Origin of the sequence: Streptomyces caatingaensis, assembly GCF_001187435.1 — a bacterium.
Classification (GTDB): Bacteria; Actinomycetota; Actinomycetes; order Streptomycetales; family Streptomycetaceae; genus Streptomyces; species Streptomyces caatingaensis.
Genome location: NZ_LFXA01000002.1, coordinates 512,992 through 536,869, shown reverse-complemented (window position 1 = coordinate 536,869; position 23,878 = coordinate 512,992). Strand labels below are relative to the sequence as shown.

The window sequence follows — 23,878 nt, the reverse complement described above, 5'->3', positions numbered from 1 at the left end:
TGACCGTCGCCCCGCACACCCGCCGGCTCAGGCCCGCGACCAGCACGCGCGCAGGACAGGCTCCGCCCTCAGCCGCGTCCCCTCCCGCTCGAAGGCCTGGAACGCCTCCAGGCAGGCGAAGACCCACCGGGCCTCCTGCTCCTCCAGCCCTTCCAGCTCCATGGCGGTCACAAGGACGTCCTCCGTGACCCAGTCACCACCGAACTCCCTGAGCACCGCCCGATTTCCCATCGCGATACATGGGTCCGCATCGATCCCCGACGCCTCGACCAGCCGCGCCGCCGGGCCGGCCTCCTCCAACTCGTCCGCGAGCCTGCGCAGTACCTGGGATTCGTCACGACATGAACGGTGCAGCTCGACGGCGCGGTCCAGCAACACAGGCCAGCCGCCGGTCACTTCGAGGACACCCGCTCTCCCTTCCTCGGTGTCGAACAGGCCGCTGCTCTGGGTCCACGACTTAAGACTGCGTCGGTCGTGACGACGCAGCACGACCACGAGGGACGCCGCGGCCTCGTCATCCGTCAGGACCTGACGCCAGAGACCGAGCTGGCCGGGGCCCGCGAGGAAGACGACGGCCCGGGTGACACCGGGCCGTTCGGGGAACAGGCTCTGGGCCAACTCCAGCGATTCCCGGCACGTGTCCTCGTTCACCTTCCGGAGATCGCTGACGACGACGCAGCGCTCACCGGGACGGCCGTCGGTCAGCCTCTGCCTGAAGGCGCGGTTCTTCTCGGCGGGGTACACGCTCCAGCCCGCCACGCGTCCGGTGACGGCGTGCAGGGTCTCCGCAACATCGCCGATGCCCGTGGCGGGGGTACCGAGGACGACGCGCGTCTGGTTGGTGTGATCGCCGAGTAGGTCGTCGACCTGGGTGACCGTGAGGGGGGCGGCCCGGCCGTCGGCCAGTTCGGGCCGACCCTGGAGGATCACCGTCTCACGCAGTTCGCATTCGCTCTTAGCCCTCTCAAGCTGGGTCACCACTTCCTGCGCAGTGCCGATCATGCGCAGGGCATTCGGGCCGCGAACGTGCCAGCCCCTGCCGTCGTGGTTGGGCGCCAGCACGCCGAGCCCGACCATCTCCTGGAGGTAGGTACGGAAGGCCTCGCTGTCGAGCTGCTCGAAGCCCGCAGGCCACCAGTCGGCACACTCGTCACGCAACTCCACGTCGGAGAGCCGGGTTTCGAGGCCGTACTCCCGCGCGTACCAGGCGAGCACATTGGCGATCACGCTGTACCGGTCGTCCAGGGTCAGGGTCTCTTTGAACGCCTTGGTGATGCCCTCCCTCAGCAGAGGATCAGATTCCACGACCTCGACCTCGGCCGCCCCGATGCGGTAAGGCGGGCCGCCCAGGTCACCGCGGGCCCGCCGGCGCTGCATCACCTCGACCAGCCTGCTGCCGAACATCTGCAGCAGGAAGGGCTGGTACGAGCAGTATCCGAGCACACGGTGCACGAGATCGACGTCGGCGAACTCGAAACCCAACGCCCGCATGGGCAACAGCAGCAGATCGGCTGCGAATTGCGGGGCGAGCGGCCCGATGACCGTAGGCGTCTGCGCCAGATGACGGAACGGTCCATTGCGGGCAAGGCGGGTGAACCGTTGCACAGAGTGCAGACCGGCGAAGACGACCTTCAGACGGTTCGGATGGTCGACACACAGTCCTTTGAGGCGCTGCGTCTGGGTACAGTGCGGAACGTCGGCCTCGAAGAAGAGGTCGCATTCGTCCATAAGGATCAGCATGCGACGCCTGGCGTCACCGGCCAGCCACTCCTTGATTCCGGAACGCACCCGCTCGTACGGGCCCGTCGTAGTGGCCTTGCGCCGTTGCTGACGCGGCAAGACACCCAGCTCGGTCAGTTCCTGGTCCAGCACGCTCCAGATGTCCTCCGCGCCCAGCGCACGGCCCTGGCCGATGCTGTGCCGGCTCAGGTCCAGGTGGAACGGGACGTGGTAACCCGGTTGCTGTTCGGCGAAGCGTTCTCCGGCGTCCTTGAGCAGCGCCGACTTCCCCAGACCGCGGCCACCGAAGATGATCTGCGTGCCGTCCGGGTCGATGATGCTCTTGCGCTCGGCATCACGCCCGTAGAACATCTCCCGCCCGATTCCGCCCCGCTTCTCCTTAATGTAGGGGTTCACGCCGGAGAACGGCAGCAACGTCTCGGTCGTCACGCTCACCTGGCGGTTGCCGTGCGCGGCCAGATAGGCGAGGGCCGCGTCGTCCACCACCATCAGGGGGCCGTCGGAGGCCGCTGCGAGTTCCGCCCGCGCCTCTGGGCCCAGCGTTCCGAAATACGCCACCAACAGGCTTCCCCGGCTGGGATCCTTCTCGACGCGGCTGAGCAACAGCCGCGCCGAGGGCTGACCCCAGACCATGAGAACGCGCATCCTGCCGCCCTGCTCAAGTATCTTCGTGCCGAAGGCGGGCACCCAGGCCCGGCCGTTGATCTCGATCTCGCTGACGTCCAAGAAGCGGTACTCGTTGCTGCGCGGCAGCTCGTTCAAGAACCGCACCCGCTTGGCCTCGTACCCGAGGAGCTATAGGGATTCCATCAGCATCGTGCGCACGTTGGTGCTCTGCCGCTCCTTGGGAGCGGTGTCGGCGACGTCCTTCCACAGGCTCATGGCGTGAGCGGCCTTCGAGGCTTCGTCGGCCGACAGGCGCGTGAAATCCAGGGCCGGGAGGACCGGGTGCTTCTGGGCCTCGCGGACCATGCGGATCAGTTCCCCAGTGATGCCGTCGGCCAACCCCTGCGGCACCGCGGGGTAGAAGTGCCCGAGGTGCGACTCGTCCGACTCGATCTCGGGGACGGGCTCGCCCAGTTCAAGGAAGTAGACGAGGTCCGCGGCCGTAGCGAACCCTCCCGTCTCCAGGTTGCGCAAAACCTGCGCCCGGTCGTCGTCGGTGACGTCCGGCAGAGCTGCCAGACGCGCCCGCAGCCGGTCCGCGGCCTCCTCTCGGTACCGAGGCAGCAGCTCCGCCACTTCGTCGAGGATGCGCCTCACCCTGCTCAGCTCGCGTGAGGCCCCGTCCTCCGCCGTCGGCCGGGCGTCCGCCAGCAGTTCCTGGAGCCGCACGTCCTGATCGTCGGAGAGGGCACCGTCGGCCTGTGCCCGCCGGAGTTCGGCGACGAGCTCCTCGTGACGCCGACCCAACTCCAAGCGCCGGCGCGCCTCGCTTTCCTCCACCCGAGTGCGCACCGCCGCGTCGAACCGGAATCCTCGAGAGTCCGGCAGTCGGCCCTGGTCCGCGAGATCGAGGATGTGGTACGCGGCGCCGAAGGCATCTTGTCCCACCTGGATTTCCAGGGCCTCGTCCCATGTGCGGTTCACCGCGGCCAGCAGGTCCGCCAGCGGCGGCCTGCCATCCTGGGCGACCGGAATCTTGAGCAGTTCCGCGTCGACCAACTGATGGGCGTCGGGCTCCGCGGCCGACCGCCGGGCCGCCGCACCGTGGCCGAGTTCCTGGAAGACCGCCACGAGCGAGTCACGGGCGGCCGTCGCCGCGGCGACGGAGAGCAGACCGGACCGGCCCATGGCCGACTCAAGCTCGGCGAAGACGCCGGACTGCAGGTCGAGCACCTCCTGCCGCATGGCCGCGATCTCCTGCACGGCCCATTCGTCGGCCGCCTTGCCCCGCGCCAGGGTGCCGGTGACGTCGAGCCACGTCTTCACACAGTCCACCACCCGCTCGACGAGGTGGACGAGGTCCTGACGTCCGGACCCCTGCAGCGGGGTGCCGCTGGAGCCCCGGAACTCCCGGTCGACCCGGTCGATCTCGCTCTGGATCTCCGACAGGCGCCCGAGTCGTTCGACCATGGCGCGGGCTCCGGCATCGGCTCCCGGCCTGCCGTCGGCGATGTTCCGCAGCAGGCCGCCGAGCACCCCGTCCTCGGCCAGCCACCGCTTGGCCATGCGCGTCGCCCGGTTGAACCGCAGGCGCGGCGGTTTGAGCATCGCTCTGCACTGTTCCGTGATCTCCCGCAGCCTGGCCTCGGATTCGGACACATCCGCGATGACGGCCAGCGGGGGAGCCAGCGACAGGGCATTGCTCAGCGCCCGGTCGGCGACGGCGATGGCGACGCCAGCGAGGCTCTCGGGCAGGCGCGGAGCCAGCGCCTTCAACTGGGCTCCGGTCACATGCTCGCCGGTGACCAGGGCGGCGCGCACCAGCGCGGGCAGCAGGAGGAGTTCGGTTCCTTCCGCGTCACGGGCGTCCAGAGCGCCCCACTGAAGGAGCGCTTCGCCAACGATGCGGGCGCCGTCGGCGGCTCCCGGACGCAGTACGGCGGCCGCCGCGGCCAGGCGCAGAGCGGCGGACTCGGCCTCGGGGCGCCGCGCTGCGCCCGACACGTGGGCAGCAAGGCCGAAGCGGCCCTCTGCAATCAGCCGGGCAAGCTCCGTCTCGACGGTGGTGGGCACGGGAGCGGACGGCACGACGACCTCGGGGACCGGCCCGGGAGCCTCAACCGCCGGCTCCTTCGTCGCTGCGCCGGACGGGATGAATTCTTCTCCCGGCAGGGCGACGGGCAGCGGGGGAGGTCCAGGAGCGGGGTCTGGCACCTCATCTTCCTGCGACGACGCCGCCGTCGACGCTCCGTCGGCCGTGCCGGCCGGAGCTTCCACGTCGTGCGGGTCTGCCTCCTCCAGAGCTTCGGCGACGGGCACCGGTGCGACGGTGGCCGGGGCCGCGGCGGGTGCCGTCGGCGGCTCACCGGTCGGCACGGTGTGCTCCAGTTTCGGCGTGCGGTCAACTTCCACCGTACCGGCTTCAGGCTCCGGCAGGGACAACTCCCGGTACCATAGGGCCGCTTCGGTGCACTCGGGCAGGACCTGCACAACCTTCAGCTGCAGGGCCGCGATCCGGGGCTGGGCATCGGCCTGGGAGGCCAGCTGGACCGTCTCCACCAGGGCGGCGAGCGCCGATGCCCGTACCCGTTCCTCCTCGTCCCACACGGATGTGTCCAGAAGGAGGCCGGCCAGTTCGTGCGCTGCTGTCACGGCAGTCGCGGCAGCGCTGTCCGCCGGGGACCGGATGGTCAGGAGAGTCTGGAGCGCCCTACGCGCGGCACGGTCACGGTCACGTTCCGCACCGTGCGCCGCCGCGGCGCGGCCGATGTCCTCCAGCCGATACGGCACGTCGGTCCTGCCGACGGCCGCCAGCGCTTCCACGGCCTGGGCGAAGGCCGGGGGCAGGGCGGAGATCCGCGTCAGGTCCTCTCCGGCCGGCGGGCGACCGTCGTCGAGGGCGTCGACGACGTTCCCCGCTGCGGTACGGGCGGTGGTGAGAGCCTCCTTGACCGCTTCGTAGGCTCTGCCCACCTCGTCCTCGGGGGACGAGGAGCGGGCCGCGTCCGGACGGTCGGCATCGGGAGACGATGCGGGCTGGAGCGTCTCGGGCCTTCGGTCCTGCACATCGTCAAGGCCGGGCGTCGGCTCAGCGGCAGCAGCGGCCACTGCGTCGGCGGCCACCCGGACAGCCTCAAGCTCCTTGACACCGGAGCCGAGTCCGAGCCAGTCCTGTTCCGCCGCCCAGAGGTAGATCGCCGCATCCTGGACCGAGGCATGGCACCAGCTGAACACTGTTACTTTGACGAGCGCCGCGCCCCAACGGGTGACCGGGTCCACTGCGGCAGCGTCCCCGGGCAGGGAGGCCCGGACCACGTCTTCCAGGACGCGCGGCGTCAGCCCCTGGGCGGCACAGCTGCACGCGTGCTGTCGCGCCTCGCGGCGCAGCCGCGCGAGGATGTCGCGGCAGAGGGACTTACTGGCCCGCCGCGGCGCGGCGAGGTTGATGCCGAGCCGGTGCAGGAGTCCTTGCCGCTCCTGCGGCGAAGTGGAGTTGAACGCCAGTCCCACCGCTTCCGGAGTCAGCTCGTCCAGTGCGTCGGCGACAGGCGTTCCGACGGCGTTGAGCGCATCCGCCAATGCCGTGAGCAGGTCGACCGGGAATCCCGGCGGAGACAGCGGAGGTTCCAGCTTGACGCTGTATCGGTCGTGCATGTGTGGCTCCGTTCATCGTGCAACGGGGTTCGGCACGGGATCAGTGCCCCCGGGTGTATTGGGTGACGAAGGTGTATCCGCGGGGGAGGTCCCACCCATCGGCCTTGCCGAATCGGCGGCAATGCTCACGGAACGCAGCGCGCTGCTGGTCACTTGGTGTGTGGCCCGGCCGCAGGCGCCGCAAGTGGCCGAAGACGTAGTGGAGCGGGGCCGCCTGCTGCGTGGCCCGCCCGGGGAGGTCGCGGGCCGCGCCCGTGCGTGCCGCGGGGACGGGATCCGGGTCGTACCCGATCAACGGGATCCTCGATTCGTCGTCTCGTGCGGGATAGTGGGGGACTCCCTCGGCGTCACGGCTACCGGTGGCGGCGTACAACCGTCCATGCGCGAGGAGTTCGTGGATTGCTGCCTCCAGGGCGGTCACCTGCGAGGCTCCCGGGGACGGGCCGTGGACGACTGTCGGCAGTCCTTCCCTGTCCAGCAGTGCGTGGCCATCGGGGGTGAGCCGCCCGCAGCGGCGCACGGCCCGCATCACCAACTCGCAAGGGGTCAGCCCGGCCGCGGAGTCACCGCTGCGCGTGCTGCCGGGGGCGTTCTCACGGGTGAGGATCGCGGCTTCATACCGGTGCCCGATCACGCGTCCGTCCACCATGACCGGAACCTCCAGCGGGACGGTTGTCGCCCGGACAACGCGGCCGCCGCGGGGCCACTGGAGGCGAAGTTCAAGCCCGGGGAAGAAGTCCAGTGGCCACTCCACGCCCGAGAGCCTTCCTGCTTCCGCGGGGCCCTCGGCGTCGAACAGCGTGTCCTGCACCGCCTCGGACTCGTCGAGCTCTCCACCGGGATGCGCCAGTTCCAGGCGGATGGGGAGCTTGCCTCTGGTGAGGTCCCGCAGCTCATCGGCGATGACCACGCGCAACGGCAGGAAGCCGTCCATGATGTGGGAGAGTCTCAGTGGCATTTTCCATGCCACTTCACTGTCGCTGATCCGGAGCAGTTGTCCCGCCGCCAGGCCGGATTCGTCCAAGGGCCCGTCCACGAGCGCGGTCGTAGCGGAACCGGTGGCCGCCGGCGTGGGTGATGTCGGTTCCCTCTCGGTCTCCGCCGATGCCGCGGCAGGACCTTCGAAGACTTTCGCCGGTTGAATCGCCGTGCGCCAGCCGAGCCCGGCTGCAGCCAACGGATCGTCCGTCGGCTCCCCTCCGCCAGGGTGGCACGACCGCCACACTCCGCCTCCCTCGAACGCGTCGTCGAGGGTGACCCGGGTTCCGTTGTCGAAGAGCCCGTTCTCGCTCTCGCCGCGCAGCACATCGGCGAGTGCCACGTTGGCGCGGCACACGGCCATCGCATATCCCGTGCCGGTCAGGAGCGGTTCGGCGCCGGGGAAGTCGTACAGCCGCGGCCCCACCGCGGTGTACACGGTCACCGGGGACAACATGCCGTACCGGCGTTTGGCGACGGGCTGGGCAGCCCTCCGCAAGGCGGAAGCGAGCGCACCCATGTCGTCGCCCCCGAGCGGCCCCTGGTCCCTCCAGCACGCGGCGAGGTCCTCGAGCCTCATGGCATAGGGACCCCACATCCGCAGGGCGTCGCTCGACTCGAGTACGTGCCTGACGACATCGAGGAGACACAACAGCGTCCCGTGCAGCAGGTCTTCGCCCTGACCACCGGCCAGCTCCGTCAATGGTGCGGGGAGGAGAGGGCTGAAAAGCTGCTGTCTGGCCGTGGTCATGAGGTGGTCGGCATAGGCCGTCAATTCGTCCACGCCCGCCGCTTCCCGTGACAAGTGGACGGCGTCGACCAGCACGTGCCCGTGCCGGTCGATCCATCGTGCGTGATCACGCAGCCGGTTGAGCTGAACCGCGCTCAGGCTCAGTCCGGGGCCGAACGCGCACGGATCGGGAACGAGGAGTTCGCGACGCGTGGGAGGGTCACAGTTCGGCAGCCCCGGGCCGGACGCGCCGACCGGCGCCCCCGAAACCCAGGCCGGTACGTCGCCCAGGGCGCTGGTCGCCGGGTGGCGCCCCTCCTTGTACACGATCTCCGCGTAGAGCGGCTGGGACCCGGTGGCTATGTGGACCATGGCTCCGACAGGCAGGGCGGGGGCCGTCTCGCCGAACGTCACTACAGGGAACGCGTCCAAGTCGAGCGCCCCTGCCCCGTAGCCTTCGCCTGTGAGGTCATAGCCGAAGTAGGCGGCGTTGAAGGCGACCGCCACGTGAACGGGAGCCCGGCGGGCCGCGACGAGCTCCTCCAAATAGCACCGCAGCCGGTCCAGTTCCGTGGCGGGCACGGCATCGTATCCGCCGGCCATGGCGGGGGTCAGCAGAGGTTCATCGTAGTGAGGCCGCCACGGCCCCCCTGGGTCGTCCGGCTTTCCGGTCATCGCATCCCACCTTCTTCTCGTCTTTCCTTCCGGATCCGGGAATGGTCGACAGCGGGGGCACGACGAGCGTGCCATCGGCCGTCCTCGGTCATCGCCACGGCACCGGTCTCGGCCAGCCGCAGCAGGCTCTTCTCGACTTCCGCGTACGGAAGACCGGCGCGTCCACCGAAGTTCCGGCTGTCGCGCAACGTCCTGGGCAACGGCACCCTCTGCCTGCGCACCGGGTGGTAGGGCGCCTCGTCCCCGCGCAGGGCGTGCCACAGCATGCGCGGATGGATCCCCCGCCGCATCAGCCGAGTGAGGCGGTGGACCTGCTGGTCGAGGCGCTGCGAGCGGAGAGCACCGTCGGCGCTGCCGCCGCTGCGGGGGTCCGGGTTCTCGAAGGCCCGGGCGACATCGGGTCGCCGCTCATGCAAGGGCCAGTCGGGCACGGCCCAGCACGCCGAACACCGGCAGCGAGCGGTGGCGCAGCAGCCTGCGGGGAGGTCCGCGATGCCGAAGTAGTCCGCGAACTTCCGTTGGGCGCAGGTCATGCTGTCCTCGAAGAAGTCCTTGAGTAGCGCCAGTTCCTCGACGGCACGGGACGTCCGACGGGCGAGCCGGGGCAGGAGGACGCCGGGCAGTTGCCGTTGGTGAACGATCAGCCCCGTGACGAGCCGCCGGCTGGGAGCCGCGGAGACGTCCAGCAGCCCACGGTCGTGGAAATCGGCGAGGATCTCCCAAGTACCCGCCGGGCCGTCCGCTAGGTCGTGGTAGCCCTCGACGGTGCGGACGAGGTCGGAGTGGAGCTGATCGACACGCAGGCGGGTGCGGGCCGGCTGGGCGAGTACCGCGTCTATGATCCTCCGCTCCTCGCCCGTGTCCGGCCCGAGTACCGTGTTCTCCCCGGGCTTGACGATGCACAGGGGCGGATAGTCACCGAGGTCTGTCACGGCTCCGAGATCAGCAAGTGTGCTGAAGACACGCATGATCCCCGTGCGATACCGGTCTACCGTGTGGCCGTTGCGGAGTTCACTCTCGTCCAAGCTGCCCGCGGCGACGTCCTCGGCCAGGAACTCCTCGGCCAGCGCGACGGCGTCCAGGCTGCCCCTTGCGTCCAGTACCGCCCGGCCCATGCGGCGCAGTACGGGGACGGGCAGATCCTGGCCGGTCATGAAGCGCACGGTGCGCAGACCGCTCCCGGTCGCCAGGGCCAAGGCGGTATTGACCGGACCGTCGTCCGTCGCAGACGGTGCGCTCCCGTCCCGGCCCGCCCGCCCCATTTGCTGGTGGAGGGCGCCCAGATCGGTGGGCGGGGAGACGCAGAACACCGTCCGGATGTCCGGCCGGTTGACTCCGAGGCCGAACGCCGACGTGGCAACCGTGACGACCGGGACGAATCCCTCCGTTCCCTTCCGGGGCGCCTCCCGGAACTCTGTCATGGCGGCGGCCTTCTCCGCCTCGGTGAGCCGACCGTGGAACCGCAGCACGCGCACGCCAGTGTTCCCTGTGTACTCGACCAAGTGGGCGTACAGGGTGTTGACTTCCTTAACTGTGAGGCAGTACAGGATCGCGTGTCCGTCGAGGGCGTCCACAACACGTTCGACCAGACCGGCCACTCCTCCGGGCCCGAGCCTTTTCAATGAGCGGCGGTAAATGGCTAGTTCCGGGCGGACCGGGTTCTCCCGCACCGTCACAAGTCCGCCCCGCACACCGGGACAGGCCGCCTCCGCACGTTCCCGCGCCGATCCGGCGGCCGGTGGTTCGGGCGTGACGCCGAACAGTCCCTCCCTCAGTGCGGCGTGGACGGAACGGTTGGCCGTGGCGGTGACGGCGGTCACAGGGAGGTCGAACTCGTCCCGCAGCTCGGCAAGGTAGCGGCCGACCCTCCGCATGCTGGGACGGAAGTCCTCCCACTGGGCCACGGTGTGCGCCTCGTCCACGGCGATGCGGGTGACGGTGCCCCGGGCCACAGCGCGGCGCACGAGTTCACGGAAGCGGCGCTGACACAGCCGCTCAGGACTGACGTAGACCAGTCTTATGCCGTGGTCCCGCCGGCCCTGGAGTTGGTCGGCGACCTCCGTCTTCCCGACGCGACTGCTGGATTCACGCAGCGGGGAGATCAACGCCCGGACCGCTCCCCCGATGGAGCGGTTGAGCTCCAGTGCCTGGTCATGCATCAACGCCACGAGTGGGCTGACCACGATGGTCACACCGGGCAGGACGAGGGCCGGCAGCTGGAAGGTGAAGCTCTTGCCGAATCCGGTGGGCAGCAGCCCAAGGACGTTGCGCCCTTCGGCGGCCGCACGGATCACCGTTCGTTGTGCGGGCTTGAGGTCGACCGGTGAGTCGGCCAGGCCGAGGAGTCCGCCGATCCGTGCGGCACGTTCCAAGACCTCCTGGGCCAGCCTGCCCTCGGCACGCAACTGCCGGACCTCTTCCCGTGTCAGCGCGAGGTCGCGAATGCGCCGCGTGTGGGGCAGTAGCGTGTGGCAGTCCAGGGCGTGGTCTGTGCACAGTTCGGCGGCCCGATCGGCCGGTAGGAGCCTTTGCCGGGCCATGAACTGCCATATGCGGCGCCAACCGCTCGCCATCGTGGTCACGTTGCCACCGCCGTGCTCCCCCGTGACGGGGTCGGTACGCAGCAGTCCTTCCTCGAGGCTGCCGAGGAACGCCCGGCGGTAGGCGCGGCGCAGGGCCGTGTGACCGCCGAGCTTGCGGTCGCTGATGACGATGACGCCCCGGTGTCGTTCGGAACGGATGAGACGACCGACCGCCTGGCGCAGCTGAAGCGCCGCCAGCGGGAGGTAATACCCCTCCGTGGCCGCTCCATCCGGGTCGGGATGGCCGGCGATCTCGGCTCGTTCCCGCACCGCTGCACGTCGGGCCTCGATGACCGGAGCGGCGAAGGGAGCGAAGGGCAGCTTGTTGATCCACACCAGGCGGAGCCTCCGCTCGTCGCGGACGTCGACGCCCTGCCACAGCCCCTTCGTGCCGACCAGGAAGCCGCCGCCGTGTGCGGCACGGGAGAACTCGGTGAAGGCCCGGCTGTTGCCGAGAGCGAGGGCGTGGTGGACGGGGGCACTGAGCGAACGCGCGCGCAGTTCGCGTTCCAACAGGTCGCCGATGCCGGCCGCGGTGACACGAGCGGTGGTGAGCACCATGGCTCCGCCATCGTGTCCGGTTCCGTCCGGGCGTGCTCGTGTCATTTCCTCGGCATATCCGGCGAGTTGGTGGGCCATCGTTCGCATAGCCCCCTCCTCCTGCTCCGCCCAGGAGGGGAAGTCGGAGAAGCACACCAGTTCGGCTTGGTGCGCCAAGTCGAACGGCGAGGGCAGGGCCAGGGCGGGGAGCGTGTTCGGGAGCCCCAGCCGCTCACGCATGAAACTCCACTCGCGGCTGACCCTGAGCGTCGCGGAGACGTAGTGGACGCGCTTGAAGGACTTCAGGTACCGCTGCCATTCCGGGTCGGCCGGCAGGTCAACCGGGCTTGAGGCGATACGGAAGCGGTAGGAACGCAGGCCCGATTCGGGCTCGCCCAGCTCCTCCAGATAGACCACCCGCGACGGCATCGCGGGGGTCCGCTCATCGTCGAGCGTGTCGGCGACGGGACCCAGGAGGGTGTCGACATCGGCGGTGAGCCGGTCGAGGGACGCAACGCAGTCGTCGGCGCGTCGGCCAAGACGTCGGGCGCGTTCCTGGACGAGGACGTCGGCGTCCGCCGCATGCTCGGCCAAGTACCGGGCGAACGCTGCGGCAACAGCGCTGATCGCACGCGAGATAGTGGTCAACAGCCGCTGGATTCGGCGCACCTGCTGGCTTCCGGAGGTCCCGGAGAAGGGACTGGCAAGCACGGCGGTGCGGTTGCCCACACGAACACCGACACCCTTGGCTCTTGCGTCGAAGGCCCTGGCGGCGAGGCGGGGCAGGCGCTCGTCGTCGAAGAGCTCCTCCAGCTCGGCGAGGGCCCCGGCGAGCCTGTCCCGGGAGGGCCCCTTGCGGGCGTCGGCTAACCAGGAACGGCACTCGGCAAGCAACTCTTCCATGTCGTGGTAGTCGGCCGTCACGCTCAGCGCCGAGGTTGCAGCGTTCTCCAGTTCGTGAGCCTCGTCAACGATGATCAGGGTCTGCGGCCCGAGCGCGCCGAGATCATCGAGATGTGCCAGGACGAGTGCGTGGTTGGCCAGCACGAGCCGGTGGCCGGTGATGGCCTCCCTGACGGTGTTGGTGTACGGACTGAGGGGGCTATCCGCTCCGGGCCGATAGTCACCGTCCCGTTGGGAGAGCGTCTGCAGCCACAGGGGCAGTGTCGGACCCACGTAGTCCGCAAAGAACACGGGGAGATCCACGGGATCGACGGACCTCGCCATCCAGGACTGCGGGGCCTCGGTGCAGGCCAGCAGACGCGCCAGGAGGTAGACGGCGAGCTCGCGGAACCGGAGCCGGTCCACGGCGCGGGCTCCTCCGCGGCCCTTGGTACGCAGGCGGGCCGCCTCGGTAAGCGCCGTAGCCAGAGCCGCCAAGGACAGCCGGTTGCTGCGTCCCTTGACCAGGTCGGCGACGCCGAGGACCCCGGGCAGGGTGCGTTCGAGGTCCTTAAGGTCGGCGGCCATCTGGCTCTGGAGCTGCTTGGTGAACGTGGCGATGACGGCAGTGCGGTCCGGGGAGCTCGCCAGCCATTCGAGCGCTGCGGCGAGCACGGCGTAGCTCTTGCCGATCCCGGTCGGCGCCTCGAGCAGCCCTGAGACGCCCTGCTCCGTCCATGCGTGCAAGGTGTCGGCCATCTCCTGTTGGGCGGGCCGCGGCTCGGCCATGGCCCCGTGCACGGCGGCTGCGAGGAGAGCCGGGTCCACCCGTCCGTCCGCGCCGCGCATCGCCCGGGGCACCGAGACGACGGCCCTCTTCACGCGGTCTGAGGCCGCCGGCCGCCGCGGCCTGTGTCGGGACCGCATCAGCTCCCCGAGCAGCCGCGACACGCGCTGCCCGTCCCAGTCGGTCTCCTCTGCACCGACATCGGACACGCCCCGAGCAAGCTCTACCACCATCTGCCAGGCCGGGGAGTCGGCGCAGACGTCGGCTGCCAATCGCGCCAGTTCGGGTGCCCACGAGGCCACCTCGGCAGATGCCTTCCGCACCATCCGGACCAGCAACTCGGCATCGTCGGCGGCCGAGTGTGCTCGCAGGTCCGACGTGACGACGCCCTTGCTCTCGGCCAGAACATGGAGCCGGTGTGAGGGCGCCGTCGGCCAGACCACATGGGCGATATAGAGGGTGTCAGCGAGAGCTCGGCCGTCCAGCGGGTCCTCGCATCCGGCTCTTGCCGCGGCTTCGCGCACCACGGGGAAGTCGAGGCCGGTGCCGTTGTAGGCGACGACCACATCCGCCCCGGAGAGGTATTCGGCCAGCTCGGCCCATGCCCTCCCAGGCTCCACTCCGTGCTCGCGCACACAACGCCGAACGGTCGCGTTACGTACCTCCTCGTCATCACAGGTGAGGCGTATGTGCCGCTCCCAGGTCGGTTCGGCACGGACCCAGTCCTCGTCCGTGCCGAACCGGACAGCTGCCGCCTGGTACACGTGCCGCTCCACGTAGGGATCCGTGGACATGGGCAGGACGACGCTCTCGACGTCGATGGCGACGAATCGCCTGCCTCGGCGACTGGGAGGCGCGGAGTCGACCGTGCCACCGCCCTCTGCGGGCAGAGCCGACGCGGTCAGCCGACCGTCCATGGACTCATCCAACAGTCCTGCGTCCACCGCCTGCTTGACCAGCTTCAGCAGCCGAGCCTCAGGCAAGTGAGGGTACTGCTCCCGTGCCACGGCACCCAGAGCGGCGCGAGTAACGCCCCCGGGACACTCCCGGACCATCTCGGCAATCTTCCTGACCGCCACAGGAATCCGCACTTCCACAACCATGGGCACCCCTCCCGCCCCGTGGGTCTCCACCACCACACAGACGGTGATTACCGCAGGCTACGCCCCACTCCCCCTGTCGCGAGCACGCTTCGCACACATTGCCTTCGGAGACTACGACACACGATCCGTTGGCAACTGGCTGTTGCCGTAGGCCGCGACGGCGTACCGGCACTCTCCGGCCGGACCGTCAGCCGCTTGCCGCCTGGGAGAGCGCAGCTCAGCAGCCTTCGTGACCAGGTCAGTTGACCACAGCAGCGACCGGACGACCCTGCTACTTTGGGGCCGGCGAAGTGATCCTGGTGGGGTGATCCGCCGACCGGGTGAGCAGGAGAGAGAGTGCGTATTTCCCAGATTCTGGACAAGGTCGACTCCGGCGACATCGCGCTTCCGGAGTTTCAGCGCGGCTACGTGTGGACGCGCGATCAAGTGCGCGGATTCTTCCAGTCCTTGTACCGCGGTTATCCGATCGGCGGGTTCCTCACCTGGAGCACGAGGTCCGACCGTACACACATCCGAGGAGACAGGTCCGGGAAGGGGGGCCCGATCCACTTGTTGCTGGACGGGCAGCAGCGGGTGACCACCCTGTACGGAGTGACCCGCGGCCAACCACCTCAATTCTTCGAGGGAAACCCCGAGGTGTTGTCAGGTCTCCATTTCCATTTGCGCACCGAGGCGTTCGAGTTCTACGCACCGGCGAAGATGCGGGACAATCCCGTGTGGGTGGACGTCACCGCGCTCTTCCAGGATGGGCTGGGGCCGCAGTTGCCGACAGTGACTCGGCTGGCGGAGGGGGACGCAGGCGTACAGGCCGCCCTCTTCAACCGGTTGAACCGCATAACCCAGATCAAGGACCGGGAGGTTCACATCGACGAGGTCACGGGCGAAGACAAGACCATCGACGTCGTTGCTGAAATCTTCAACAGGGTGAACTCCGGCGGCACCAAGCTCTCCAAAGGTGACTTGGCCCTCGCCGCGATCTGCGCCTCTTGGCCGGACGCGCGCCCGATGATGAACAAAGCTCTGGCTACCTGGTCAGCGGCAGGGTTCGACTTCAAGCTCGACTGGTTGCTGCGGAACGTCAACGCAGTGGTCACCGGGGAGGCCCAGTTCTCAAAGCTCGCCGACGTCGACCTACCCACGTTCCAGGGTGGATTGAAGGAGACGATCGATTCCATCTCCTAACCTACTCAACGCGCTCGACGGCCGGTTGGGGCTTGATCACGGACGAGCGCTCAGCGGCCGCGGCGCGTTCCCGGTCATGAGCCGTCTGCTCCATCACCACGGCGGCCGGTTCCCCGACGCGATGACTCGTGACCGGCTCTTCTACTGGTATGTGCACAGCTTTTTGTGGGGCCGCCACACCGGTGCGACGGAAACCGCGTTGAACCAGGACCTCCGTGCTCTTGACGAAGGCGGAGTCGACCTGTTGATCGAGGTTCTGCGCAGAAGCCGTGGCGGTCAACTCGAAGTGCGGCCCGACGACTTCGTCGGTTCCAGCAAGGGGGCACGCTTCTACCCCCTGCTCTACATGCTCACACGAGTGCACGGCGCGCAGGACATGGTCAGCGGCGTCCCCCTTCGTGAGGGGATGCTGGGCCGCCTGAACTCGCTGCAAGTGCACCATATCTTTCCGAAGTCACGCCTGCGTGCGCAGGGTTACAACCCGGCAGAGATCAACGCCATTGCGAACTTCTGCTTCCTCACCCAGGACACCAACCTCCGCATCGGATCCAGGCGTCCGGCGGACTACTTGCCCGAGACGGCAATGAACGTACCCGATGCGCTCGCGTCCCAGTGGATTCCTATGAATCCCAAGCTGTGGCACACCGATAAGTACCTGGACTTCCTCGCCGCTCGGCGCGAGCTCCTGGCCGGTGCCGCGAACGACTTTCTGGAGAGACTCCACGACGGTCCGTCCCCCGTGGGACTCGCCCCCTCCCCTGATTCCCTCCTCCCGCATTCCGGCCCGGTGGTCGACGAGCCGGCACCGGAGGACGAGGTTCCCGGACTGGCGGCACTCTTGCGGGAACTCGGGCAGGCCGGATACGCGAGCCCGGAGCTGGACAGCGAGGTGACCGACCCACACAACGGCGCGGCGATCACCGTGGCCGCCGCCTACTGGCCGCATGGCCTTCAAGCGGAGTCCGGAGCCCCGGTCGTCCTGACACTGGACCCCACACCCGAGGAGCAGGCGGCACTCGAAGCGAGCGACTACCGAGTCTTCCACAGCGCGGATGCGCTGCGACGGTACATCGGCAACCTCCGCGCCAGCCAAGCACCGGAGTGATCGGAAAAATCCCCCCGACCTCTGAAAGGCCGGGGGGATCACGGGTGTCCGAGCGGGGACTTGAACGCTCCCCTTGGGCGTCAGGCCGAGAACCTGGCCCACGGTCCGTTGACTGCCGCCTGGCCCGGCTCCGTGCCCTCACACCGATCTGGTGCCTTCGATGACCGGGAGGGCCGCCCAGCTGGGCGGTCCAGGCGGAGCAGTGGGTCAGTTGTGGGTGGAGCCGGTCCCTGCCTGTGCGGCGGCCTTGCCGTAGGGGCGGGTCCCGGTCACCGTCTCGGCCTCGGGTGCGTTCCAGGTGGCCGGGTCGCCGAAGACGAACTCGCCGCCGTGACGCGGCGGGCGAACCATGGTGTGTAGTTCGCACGGCAGGGCGGCCCGGCGCAGGACGCGGTCCGAGCGCATCTGTCCGAGCACCTGCACGGGCAGGTCTTTGAGGAGGAAGGCCAGGCGAGGCACTTCGTAGCCGGCGTCGACCACGATGAGAATGTCCGGGTCATTCTGGCGCCATTGCCCGGCCTCGATGAGGCGCTCGACGAGCTCGCGCATCTGCCGCGCGGTCACCGGGGCGCCGTCATCACCCGGAGACGACCGCAGCGCGTCCAGCGGCGCGGTCCACGAGCTGCGGCCCGTCTCCAGCGCGCAGATCACCGAGTACGGCCGGCCCGGAAGCGTGACAATTCCGTGAACGGCTCCACCGGAGCAGCGTTGTGCAACAGATTCATCCCACGGTCTTCGTGCTGAGCATGTGTATCCTTGGTCGGAGCAAATGATCGACCGAAGGCCGCCCGCACGTACGGGAGTTACCGCCACGAGTGATCAAGTTCGCGGCCATATCCGACCTTCGACCTAAAGACCAAGCTGGCTCGATCAGCTCCTCCGCCAACACGGCTTCGGCTTCCTTCGCGGCCCGCTCCGCTGCCTCCGTGGCTCGGCGCTCGACTCACCTCTTCTGCCGCTCCTGGGCCTTCCGGCGGGCCGTCGCCAGCCACGGAGGCATCTCCTTGTCACGGAGGCGTCTCCTTGTAGAGCGCCCTCGCCTTCGCCACGGTCAGCGAGAAATCCCGGCCCTTGAGCTTTATCGGGTCCCGGACGGGCAACCCAAGGGCCTCGGGTACCCGCGGAGGTGCCCTCGCCGAGGTCGAGTTGTCGCTCCCTCGCCCTCAGCAGCTCGTCCAGGGAGGGGTAGAGCATGGGCCAGCCGGGGCGGAGGTCGGCCAAGCAGTTACCGCATCAGTTACAAGGCAACCACGCGTAGTATGGCGGGCTAGCCGAAGCTGACGGAGTGTCCTCCCACTCGGGCGGCGAGGGGACACCACGCATGACGAGGGGGGACTTCCGGCCGGTCGTGGATGAAGGGGTGCAGTGGCAGACTGGTCCCATGAGCGACTACGAGGGCGGTCGGGACACGCCATCAGAATACGCGCGACGCCATCACGGTGGAGATCGCGTATGCCGTGGTCGCTGGTGCTCTCGTTGCCGCCCTCCTGTTCTTCGCCGTAGCTGTGCCTGCCTGGACGCTCACCAATGAGCCCCTCAAACACCACCTGCTGACCGCGGCTGCGCGGCCGGCTTCACAGTCAGGGTCGTGACCATCCTGCTGCGACTTCGCTCAGCACTCCATGAGGAAGGCAACCGCCTATAGTCCTGCGGATGGTCAGCCCAGTGACGAGGCGTTATGCCTCCCGGCGACGGTTGTACCCGCAGTATTCCTTCATGCCGTTCGAACCGGACTTCAGGCAAACCTCAGGGTCAGCCGGATGCCCTCCGACAGGTTGATGTCAGCCCGCTCGGCGCAGTTCCCGTTGGCGCCGTCGGTGTCTTCAACCCAGCGGAAATGGCTACCCGATGAGTCGTTTCAGTAGATCGTCGCGATGACACGTATCCCATTGGCCTGGCTATCGCAGGCCAGGAGCCGGTCCCCCTGGTCCAGCCAGTGAGCGCGGCCGCCCTTGGGTCCGCCGTCGGTGGTGTGGGCCTTGACTGTGTTGCCCAGCACTCCTGTGGCCACCCCCTTCGGGGTGGACTCCTTGGGAAGATCACTGCCACTGACCATACGCACGTGACCGGAGGACGGCGCACCGGGGTCAGTGTGGGCCGAACCCACCCTGTTGCCAGGGGGACGGTGCAGAAGCAGCGACAGGACGCCGAGCGGCAACGCCTCGGGCCCGCCTGGGTGGATCGCGACCTGGTGTTCGCCCGGAACGGCTTAGGCTCTACCGAGGCGAGGCCGGGGGCCCTCAAGGCCCGGAGAAGGTTTCCGCCCGATGGAGGACCGTACGGAGGCGGCTGCATCTCCACGAGCTCTTCCGCCCGCACGACTGGCGAGCCAGCAAGATCACCCATGATCTCGCCGCGCACGAGTCTCCCGTAGAGGTCTCGGCGAACGCCCGGCACCACTCCCGGGGCTGCACGATGGAGCGCTACGGCCGTCGTCGCTCGGACGCCGCGAAGAAGCTGGCGTCTGCCGGTGCGATCCGGATCGGCCTCGCTGTCGTGTGGGGCCTCAGGAGATAGGTGACAGAAGAGTCTCGGGAGATCCTTGACGGGCGTCTCGGGACATTCTTGACGGTGGCTCGGCTGCTCCTCGATCATGAGTTGCTGTGGCAGAGGGGGATGAGTCCGGAGAGCACGGCCCTGCATGGCTCGTCGAGCAGCGGTACCGGGCGGTACTTGAGGTGCTCGACGGTTCGCCGGTCAGCGAGGTGGCCGTCCGGTACGGCGTGTCACGCCAGGCGATCTATACGTGGAAGGCGAAGTACGAGGCCGAGGGGCTGGAAGGGCTGCGGGAGAAGTCCCGGCGCCCGCGAACCAGCCCGACCCGGCTTCCCGCCGAGGTGGAGGCCCTGGCGTGTGAGATGCGCCGGGCAAATCCGCGCTGGGGTGCCCGGCGGATCGCCTACGAGATCGCGAAGGCCGGCTCTGCCGGTGCACCATCGCGGGCGACGGTGCACCGCGTCCTTGAACGCAACGGGCTCATCCGGCACCAGAAGCAGCAGCACCGCCGCAAGTACAAACGGTGGCAGCGCGAGACGCCGATGCACCTGTGGCAGATGGACCTGGTCGGCGGGATATACCTGGCCGACGGCCGCGAGTGCAAGATGCTCACCGGGATCGACGACCACTCCCGGTTCGTCGTCATCTCCACCGTCCTGGCGGTGCCCTCCGGCCGGGCCGTCGCCGACGGGTTCGTGCGTGCGATGCGCACTTACGGGGTGCCGGCCGAGGTCCTCACGGACAACGGCAAGCAGTTCACCGGGCGGTTCACCAAGCCCCGGCCGGCCGAGGTGTTGTTCGAGCGTGTCTGCCGGGAGAACGGTGTCACGGCCAAGCTGATCAAGCCGTACTCGCCGACCACGACGGGGAAGATCGAGCGTTGGCATCAGACGCTGCGGAGGGAACTGCTGGACGTCTCCGGCCCGTTCGCCGACCTGCCCGCGGCACAGGCCGCGGTCGACGCGTGGGTCCACACCTACAACACCGCCCGGCCCCACCAGGCCCTGGACATGGCCACACCCGCCAGCCGGTTCCGGCCCAACCCCCAGCCAGAACCAACGATCGTCGCCTCTCCGGCGCCTGCCGAGGAACCAGTCGTCGCGGCAGGGCCGCCGGGACCGCCCACCCTGCTCGTGCCGACGTCGGCGCCGGCCGTGGAGTTCGAGACCGTCGTCGCCGCCACGGGCCATGTCGGAGTCCTGCCGCGCGTGCAGCGCGTCAAGCTCAGCAAGGACTACGCAGGCCGCCGGGCGCGGGTGTGGGCCGACGAGCACACCGTCCACATCACCATCGACGGCGAACTGGTCCGAAGCGCCGCATCGTGCCTGGACGCCGGGAACCTGCGCGAGCTCTCGATGCGCGGGGCCGTGCCTGCCGGACCACCGCCGGCTGCCCCGGCCGCAGCCCGGGCAGGACGTCTGGAGCCCGGCACGGTGATCGAGGTCGACCGGAACATCGACCAGAGCGGCATCGCCAGCCTCGGCAAGGTCCCGGTGACGATCGGCTACGAACTGGCCAGCCGACGCGTCACGTTGCGCCTGGACGGCCACCTGCTGCACGTCGTTCACGACGGCGTGCTCGCCAAGACCCTGCCCGCCCCCATCGACGCCGACCAACGCGCTGGGCTCCGCGGAGCCAGAATCGTCACCGGCGAGCTTCCCCCATCCGCCACCGGGGCAATTCACGTCGAACGCAAGGTCCCCACCGACGGCGTCATCATGGTCGCCCGCCAGCGGCTCCGCGTCGGCCGCACCTACGCCGGCGAGATCGTCACGGTCCACGTCGAGGACACGTACTTCCGCATCACCCTCAACGGCGCCGACCTGTCGCTTCACCCACGCAAGGAACAGCATCCCGTCACCCGCTTCAGGGCCAAAATCCACGCCCCGAAGCTCTGACGCGCTGTCCAGCATCACCTGAGACCGTCATCGATGTCGTGAGGCCAAGCTGTCAACAAAGTCCTGAGCCCTCACAGATCGGCTCACGGTGGGGAATTTCGTGACCGCCGACAGCCTCGCCCGCGTCGCGGCGTGATGCGGGATCTCCGGCCGGCTGGTCTCGTGGTTGGTCACGCCGCCGGTCGTGAACATCTCGGATTCTGCTGGTCACACGCTGCTCACGCCGACGCCCGATTCAGCCCGGAAAACAGAGAAACCCCAGGTGAACTGGGGTCTCTACTGGTGTCCGAGGGGGGACTTGAACTCTCCTCTCGGGCACCAGTCCACAACCGCTCTGACCTGGGGAAACGCCCGTCGACAGGCTTGATTTCGGCGGGCGTTTCTCCTGTTCTTTCCTGTTGTTTCAGGGGCTTTCAGGCCCCTGTTGGTCATGCGTTGGTCACGTGACCAACCCTCCTCCGGGGCGTCCGTCCCTGGTCAGGCTTCCCGGACCGCGCCACGGGGCTACGCCCAGTCTGCACGGGCGCGTACGTGACCACGTACCGGGTGTGGTCGGGGCGGCCGGGGACCTGTTTATGCAAGGACACGCATAGTCGCGTTCACGCATAGACGCGTAGCGCCACCCCCTCTACTGTCGGTGGGCAGGCGGCCCAAACGGGGCCAGAGCAAGGGGGTTTGGCATGTCCGAACGTTCGGCACTCACCCGGCTCACGGGCAACGGCAACGGCGAGTGCGGAGAGAAGGACTGCCCGAACGTGTACCGCACGGCCACGGGATCGTTCGTCGTGCAGGGCGACGTGTCCAACGCCTTCACCCCGCCGTCCGGGGAAGGGCTCGTGGAAATCCCGGAGGCGGTTCTCAGGGAGGCATTCCGTGCACTTGGATGGTGACGCGTGGAATGACTGCTTCGATTCCATGGCGCGTGAGGCGTGGCGGCTGGAAACGCTGCCCGTCTACACCATGCCCCAGGAAGCGGAGAAGCTGAAGCGCTTCCTCGCCGGGGAGAAATCCCCGGACGATTACACGTCGGCCTGGATGGACGAGGTTCGGCAATGGGCCTCGGAAGGAAAGAGCGTCGGCAGGGTGCACGTCGTGACCCGCCCGCTCTCGGACTACCTTCGGTTCGAGTTCGAGTATTACTACCGGCACCACGTGAAGGCGGGCGAGGATATCCGCATTCTCGACCTCACCGAGCGGGAGAACCCGGGGCTTCCGGATCAGGATTTCTGGATGTTCGATGAGTCCAAGGTGGTCCTGATGAACTACCGGGCGGACGGGACGCAGATAAACCGGGAACTGTACGAGGGTGACCCTGAGCCGTATCGGCAGTGGAAGCGGATTGCCGTGGCCGAGTCGGTTCCATTCCTGGAGTACGTGAGCGGGTGACGTTCGACCCTGAACAGTTGGGGCAGCCGAAGCAAGAATTGGCCGCCCTGCTGAAAGAACTACGCAAGCGAGCCGGCCTCACTGGGGACCGGCTCGCTCGGCGTTGCAACATGTCCCAATCGAAGATCAGTCGGATCGAGAACGGGAAAGCCCAACCGAGCCTGCTCGACCTGGAGAGAATCCTCCGGGCTGTCGTTGCTCCGCCCGAGGTCATCGAGGAGGTCATTGCCCTCGCGAGGCTGGCCAATACCGAGTGGCAAGACCTGCGCTCGCTTCGGCGAAGGGGGCTGGAGAAGAAGCAGACCGAACTTGCCGCGCTCGAATCCTCCTCTACCGAGTTCCGTTTCTTCCTGCTCTCGATGATTACGGGACTGCTGTCCACCCCTGAGTACATCCGGGCCAGCCTTGCCCATTCCCCGGCTGATGTCACTAAGACGATCGCGAGGAAGCTGGAGCGGCAGGAGGTTCTTTACGACGCAAAGAAGCGGTTCACCTTCATCCTCACCGAACAGGCCGTGAGGTGGCCACTCCTGCCCCCTGCCGCGATGGCGATGCAGATTGACCGGCTGACCTCATTGACCCACCTGCCGAATGTGAAGCTCGGTGTCATCCCAATCGCGGGATACAAGCCCATGGCTCCGATGGACACCTTCACTGTCTACGACAACACCCTGGCCACTGTGGAGAACACCACTGGTGTCGTGATCCTGAGAGATCCGCGCGACATCGAAATGCATTTGGAACTGTTCTCGACACTGGAGGGATACGCGCTGTTCGGGGCCGAAGCGCGAGCCCTGTTGACGGAGTGGGCTGCCGCCTGCCGTTCATGATCTTTAGTCCATGACGGGAAAGAACTACACAGCCGCCGCTTTCTAGGCCAATGATTTCCCCCATGACAGCGACCGAGCGAAACGAAGAACGGGTGCGTTACGGCGTAGGTCGGGGGCTGGAGTACCGGCGGACGTTCGGCCCTGACGGTGGTGTGCGCTCATGACGGGGCGCATGACTCTGCGGGTGTCGTACGACGGCGGCCGGACGTACGGCCCGGTTCGTGAGGTGCAGGTGGAGCCGCGCAATGCGGTGATCCTGGGTTCGCCGACCAAGTACCCGCCGTGCGAGTGCCCTCGGTGCACGGGCCGCAGTTCGTTGCCTGCCAGTGTTCTCCGCCCCGTGGCGGTGGAGCCGAAGGCGACGTGATGCGTCGCTTGGGGCACTGGGTGCTGCGCCGCTTGGGCCGGTACGCGGGGCCGCTCTACCTGGCCGCGATCCTCAGCGGCTGTGCCCTGGTTCTCGCCGTAGCTCTTTGGTAACCGCATTGGCCGCTGTCCCTGATGCTTCCCGCCGGATTCCCGGTGGGAGTTCCCGAGAAGAGAGGTAGTCCGATGGTGGAAGAGAACACCACTTCGGTGGCCCCCGAGGGGGGTGGCCTGCTCGTCGCGAAGCGGAAGATCGTGGCCGCGCGCACCCGTGCCGAGCAGGAGTCTGACGTCAGCAGTGGCCGTTCCGACGGCAACGACTGACGGGAGCGCCCACG

The 23,878-nt window shown here is 68.2% G+C and carries 11 protein-coding genes and 2 pseudogenes; 8 read left to right on the top strand and 5 right to left on the bottom strand.

Annotated elements, in window-relative coordinates; genetic code table 11:
• Positions 1 to 27: 27 nt before the first annotated feature.
• The 4 genes from AC230_RS33400 to AC230_RS03055 are packed head-to-tail and all read right to left on the bottom strand — an operon-like array spanning position 28 to position 14,091.
• Complete coding sequence (locus tag AC230_RS33400; protein WP_241833056.1) at positions 28 to 2,502, bottom strand: ATP-binding protein; 2,475 nt, start codon at positions 2,500 to 2,502, stop codon at positions 28 to 30.
• Positions 2,503 to 2,535: 33 nt separating this feature from the next.
• A complete protein-coding gene (locus AC230_RS33395; protein WP_078870909.1) occupies positions 2,536 to 6,000 on the bottom strand; it encodes a hypothetical protein in 3,465 nt (1,154 codons plus the stop codon).
• A gap of 40 nt (positions 6,001 to 6,040) precedes the next feature.
• The gene (locus AC230_RS03060) at positions 6,041 to 8,383 is read right to left on the bottom strand and encodes a hypothetical protein (protein WP_049714348.1); all 2,343 of its coding nucleotides are present in this window, start codon (positions 8,381 to 8,383) and stop codon (positions 6,041 to 6,043) included.
• Positions 8,380 to 14,091 carry a DEAD/DEAH box helicase gene (locus AC230_RS03055; protein WP_198535399.1) on the bottom strand — a complete coding sequence of 1,904 codons (5,712 nt, stop codon included), beginning with the start codon at positions 14,089 to 14,091 and terminating at the stop codon, positions 8,380 to 8,382. Before AC230_RS03055 ends, AC230_RS03060 begins: the two co-directional genes overlap by 4 nt.
• Before the next feature lie 522 nt (positions 14,092 to 14,613).
• Here AC230_RS03055 and AC230_RS30210 point away from each other — a divergent pair.
• Positions 14,614 to 15,459 (top strand): DUF262 domain-containing protein, encoded by an 846-nt coding sequence (locus AC230_RS30210; protein WP_053160972.1) that lies wholly within the window; start codon positions 14,614 to 14,616, stop codon positions 15,457 to 15,459.
• 76 nt (positions 15,460 to 15,535) lie between these two features.
• On the top strand, positions 15,536 to 16,564 hold the full coding sequence (locus tag AC230_RS30205) for a hypothetical protein (protein ID WP_053160969.1): 1,029 nt from the start codon (positions 15,536 to 15,538) through the stop codon (positions 16,562 to 16,564).
• Between the two features lie 150 nt (positions 16,565 to 16,714).
• Here AC230_RS30205 and AC230_RS03045 read toward each other — a convergent pair.
• Positions 16,715 to 17,236, bottom strand: a pseudogene (locus AC230_RS03045) (transposase); the annotation flags it as partial.
• Between the two features lie 746 nt (positions 17,237 to 17,982).
• Between AC230_RS03045 and AC230_RS33390 the strand changes: the two are divergent.
• The 6 genes and pseudogenes from AC230_RS33390 to AC230_RS32865 all read left to right on the top strand — a co-directional run.
• Positions 17,983 to 18,156 (top strand): annotated as a pseudogene (locus AC230_RS33390) (DUF6332 family protein); the annotation flags it as partial.
• 1,011 nt (positions 18,157 to 19,167) lie between these two features.
• Positions 19,168 to 20,958, top strand: a complete 1,791-nt coding sequence (locus tag AC230_RS03040) for an IS481 family transposase (protein WP_049714346.1) — start codon at positions 19,168 to 19,170, stop codon at positions 20,956 to 20,958.
• A gap of 680 nt (positions 20,959 to 21,638) precedes the next feature.
• Entirely contained in the window at positions 21,639 to 21,848 is a 210-nt protein-coding gene (locus AC230_RS30670; RefSeq protein WP_078870908.1) for a hypothetical protein, read from the top strand.
• The gene (locus AC230_RS03035) at positions 21,832 to 22,344 is read left to right on the top strand and encodes a DUF6879 family protein (protein WP_049714345.1); all 513 of its coding nucleotides are present in this window, start codon (positions 21,832 to 21,834) and stop codon (positions 22,342 to 22,344) included. Before AC230_RS30670 ends, AC230_RS03035 begins: the two co-directional genes overlap by 17 nt.
• Positions 22,341 to 23,174, top strand: coding sequence for a helix-turn-helix domain-containing protein (locus AC230_RS03030; protein WP_049714344.1), 834 nt, complete (start codon positions 22,341 to 22,343; stop codon positions 23,172 to 23,174). Before AC230_RS03035 ends, AC230_RS03030 begins: the two co-directional genes overlap by 4 nt.
• Before the next feature lie 552 nt (positions 23,175 to 23,726).
• Complete coding sequence (locus AC230_RS32865; RefSeq protein ID WP_169748831.1) at positions 23,727 to 23,864, top strand: hypothetical protein; 138 nt, start codon at positions 23,727 to 23,729, stop codon at positions 23,862 to 23,864.
• Positions 23,865 to 23,878 lie beyond the last annotated feature (14 nt).

Excerpts from the sequence above, each read along its gene's own strand:
- AC230_RS33395 (WP_078870909.1), bottom strand. The coding sequence starts at position 6,000 with ATGCACGACCGATACAGCGTCAAGCTGGAACCTCCGCTGTCTCCGCCG.
- AC230_RS03060 (WP_049714348.1), bottom strand. The coding sequence starts at position 8,383 with ATGACCGGAAAGCCGGACGACCCAGGGGGGCCGTGGCGGCCTCACTAC.
- AC230_RS03055 (WP_198535399.1), bottom strand. The coding sequence starts at position 14,091 with ATGGACGGTCGGCTGACCGCGTCGGCTCTGCCCGCAGAGGGCGGTGGC.
- AC230_RS30205 (WP_053160969.1), top strand. The coding sequence starts at position 15,536 with ATGAGCCGTCTGCTCCATCACCACGGCGGCCGGTTCCCCGACGCGATG.
- AC230_RS30670 (WP_078870908.1), top strand. The coding sequence starts at position 21,639 with ATGTCCGAACGTTCGGCACTCACCCGGCTCACGGGCAACGGCAACGGC.
- AC230_RS32865 (WP_169748831.1), top strand. The coding sequence starts at position 23,727 with ATGGTGGAAGAGAACACCACTTCGGTGGCCCCCGAGGGGGGTGGCCTG.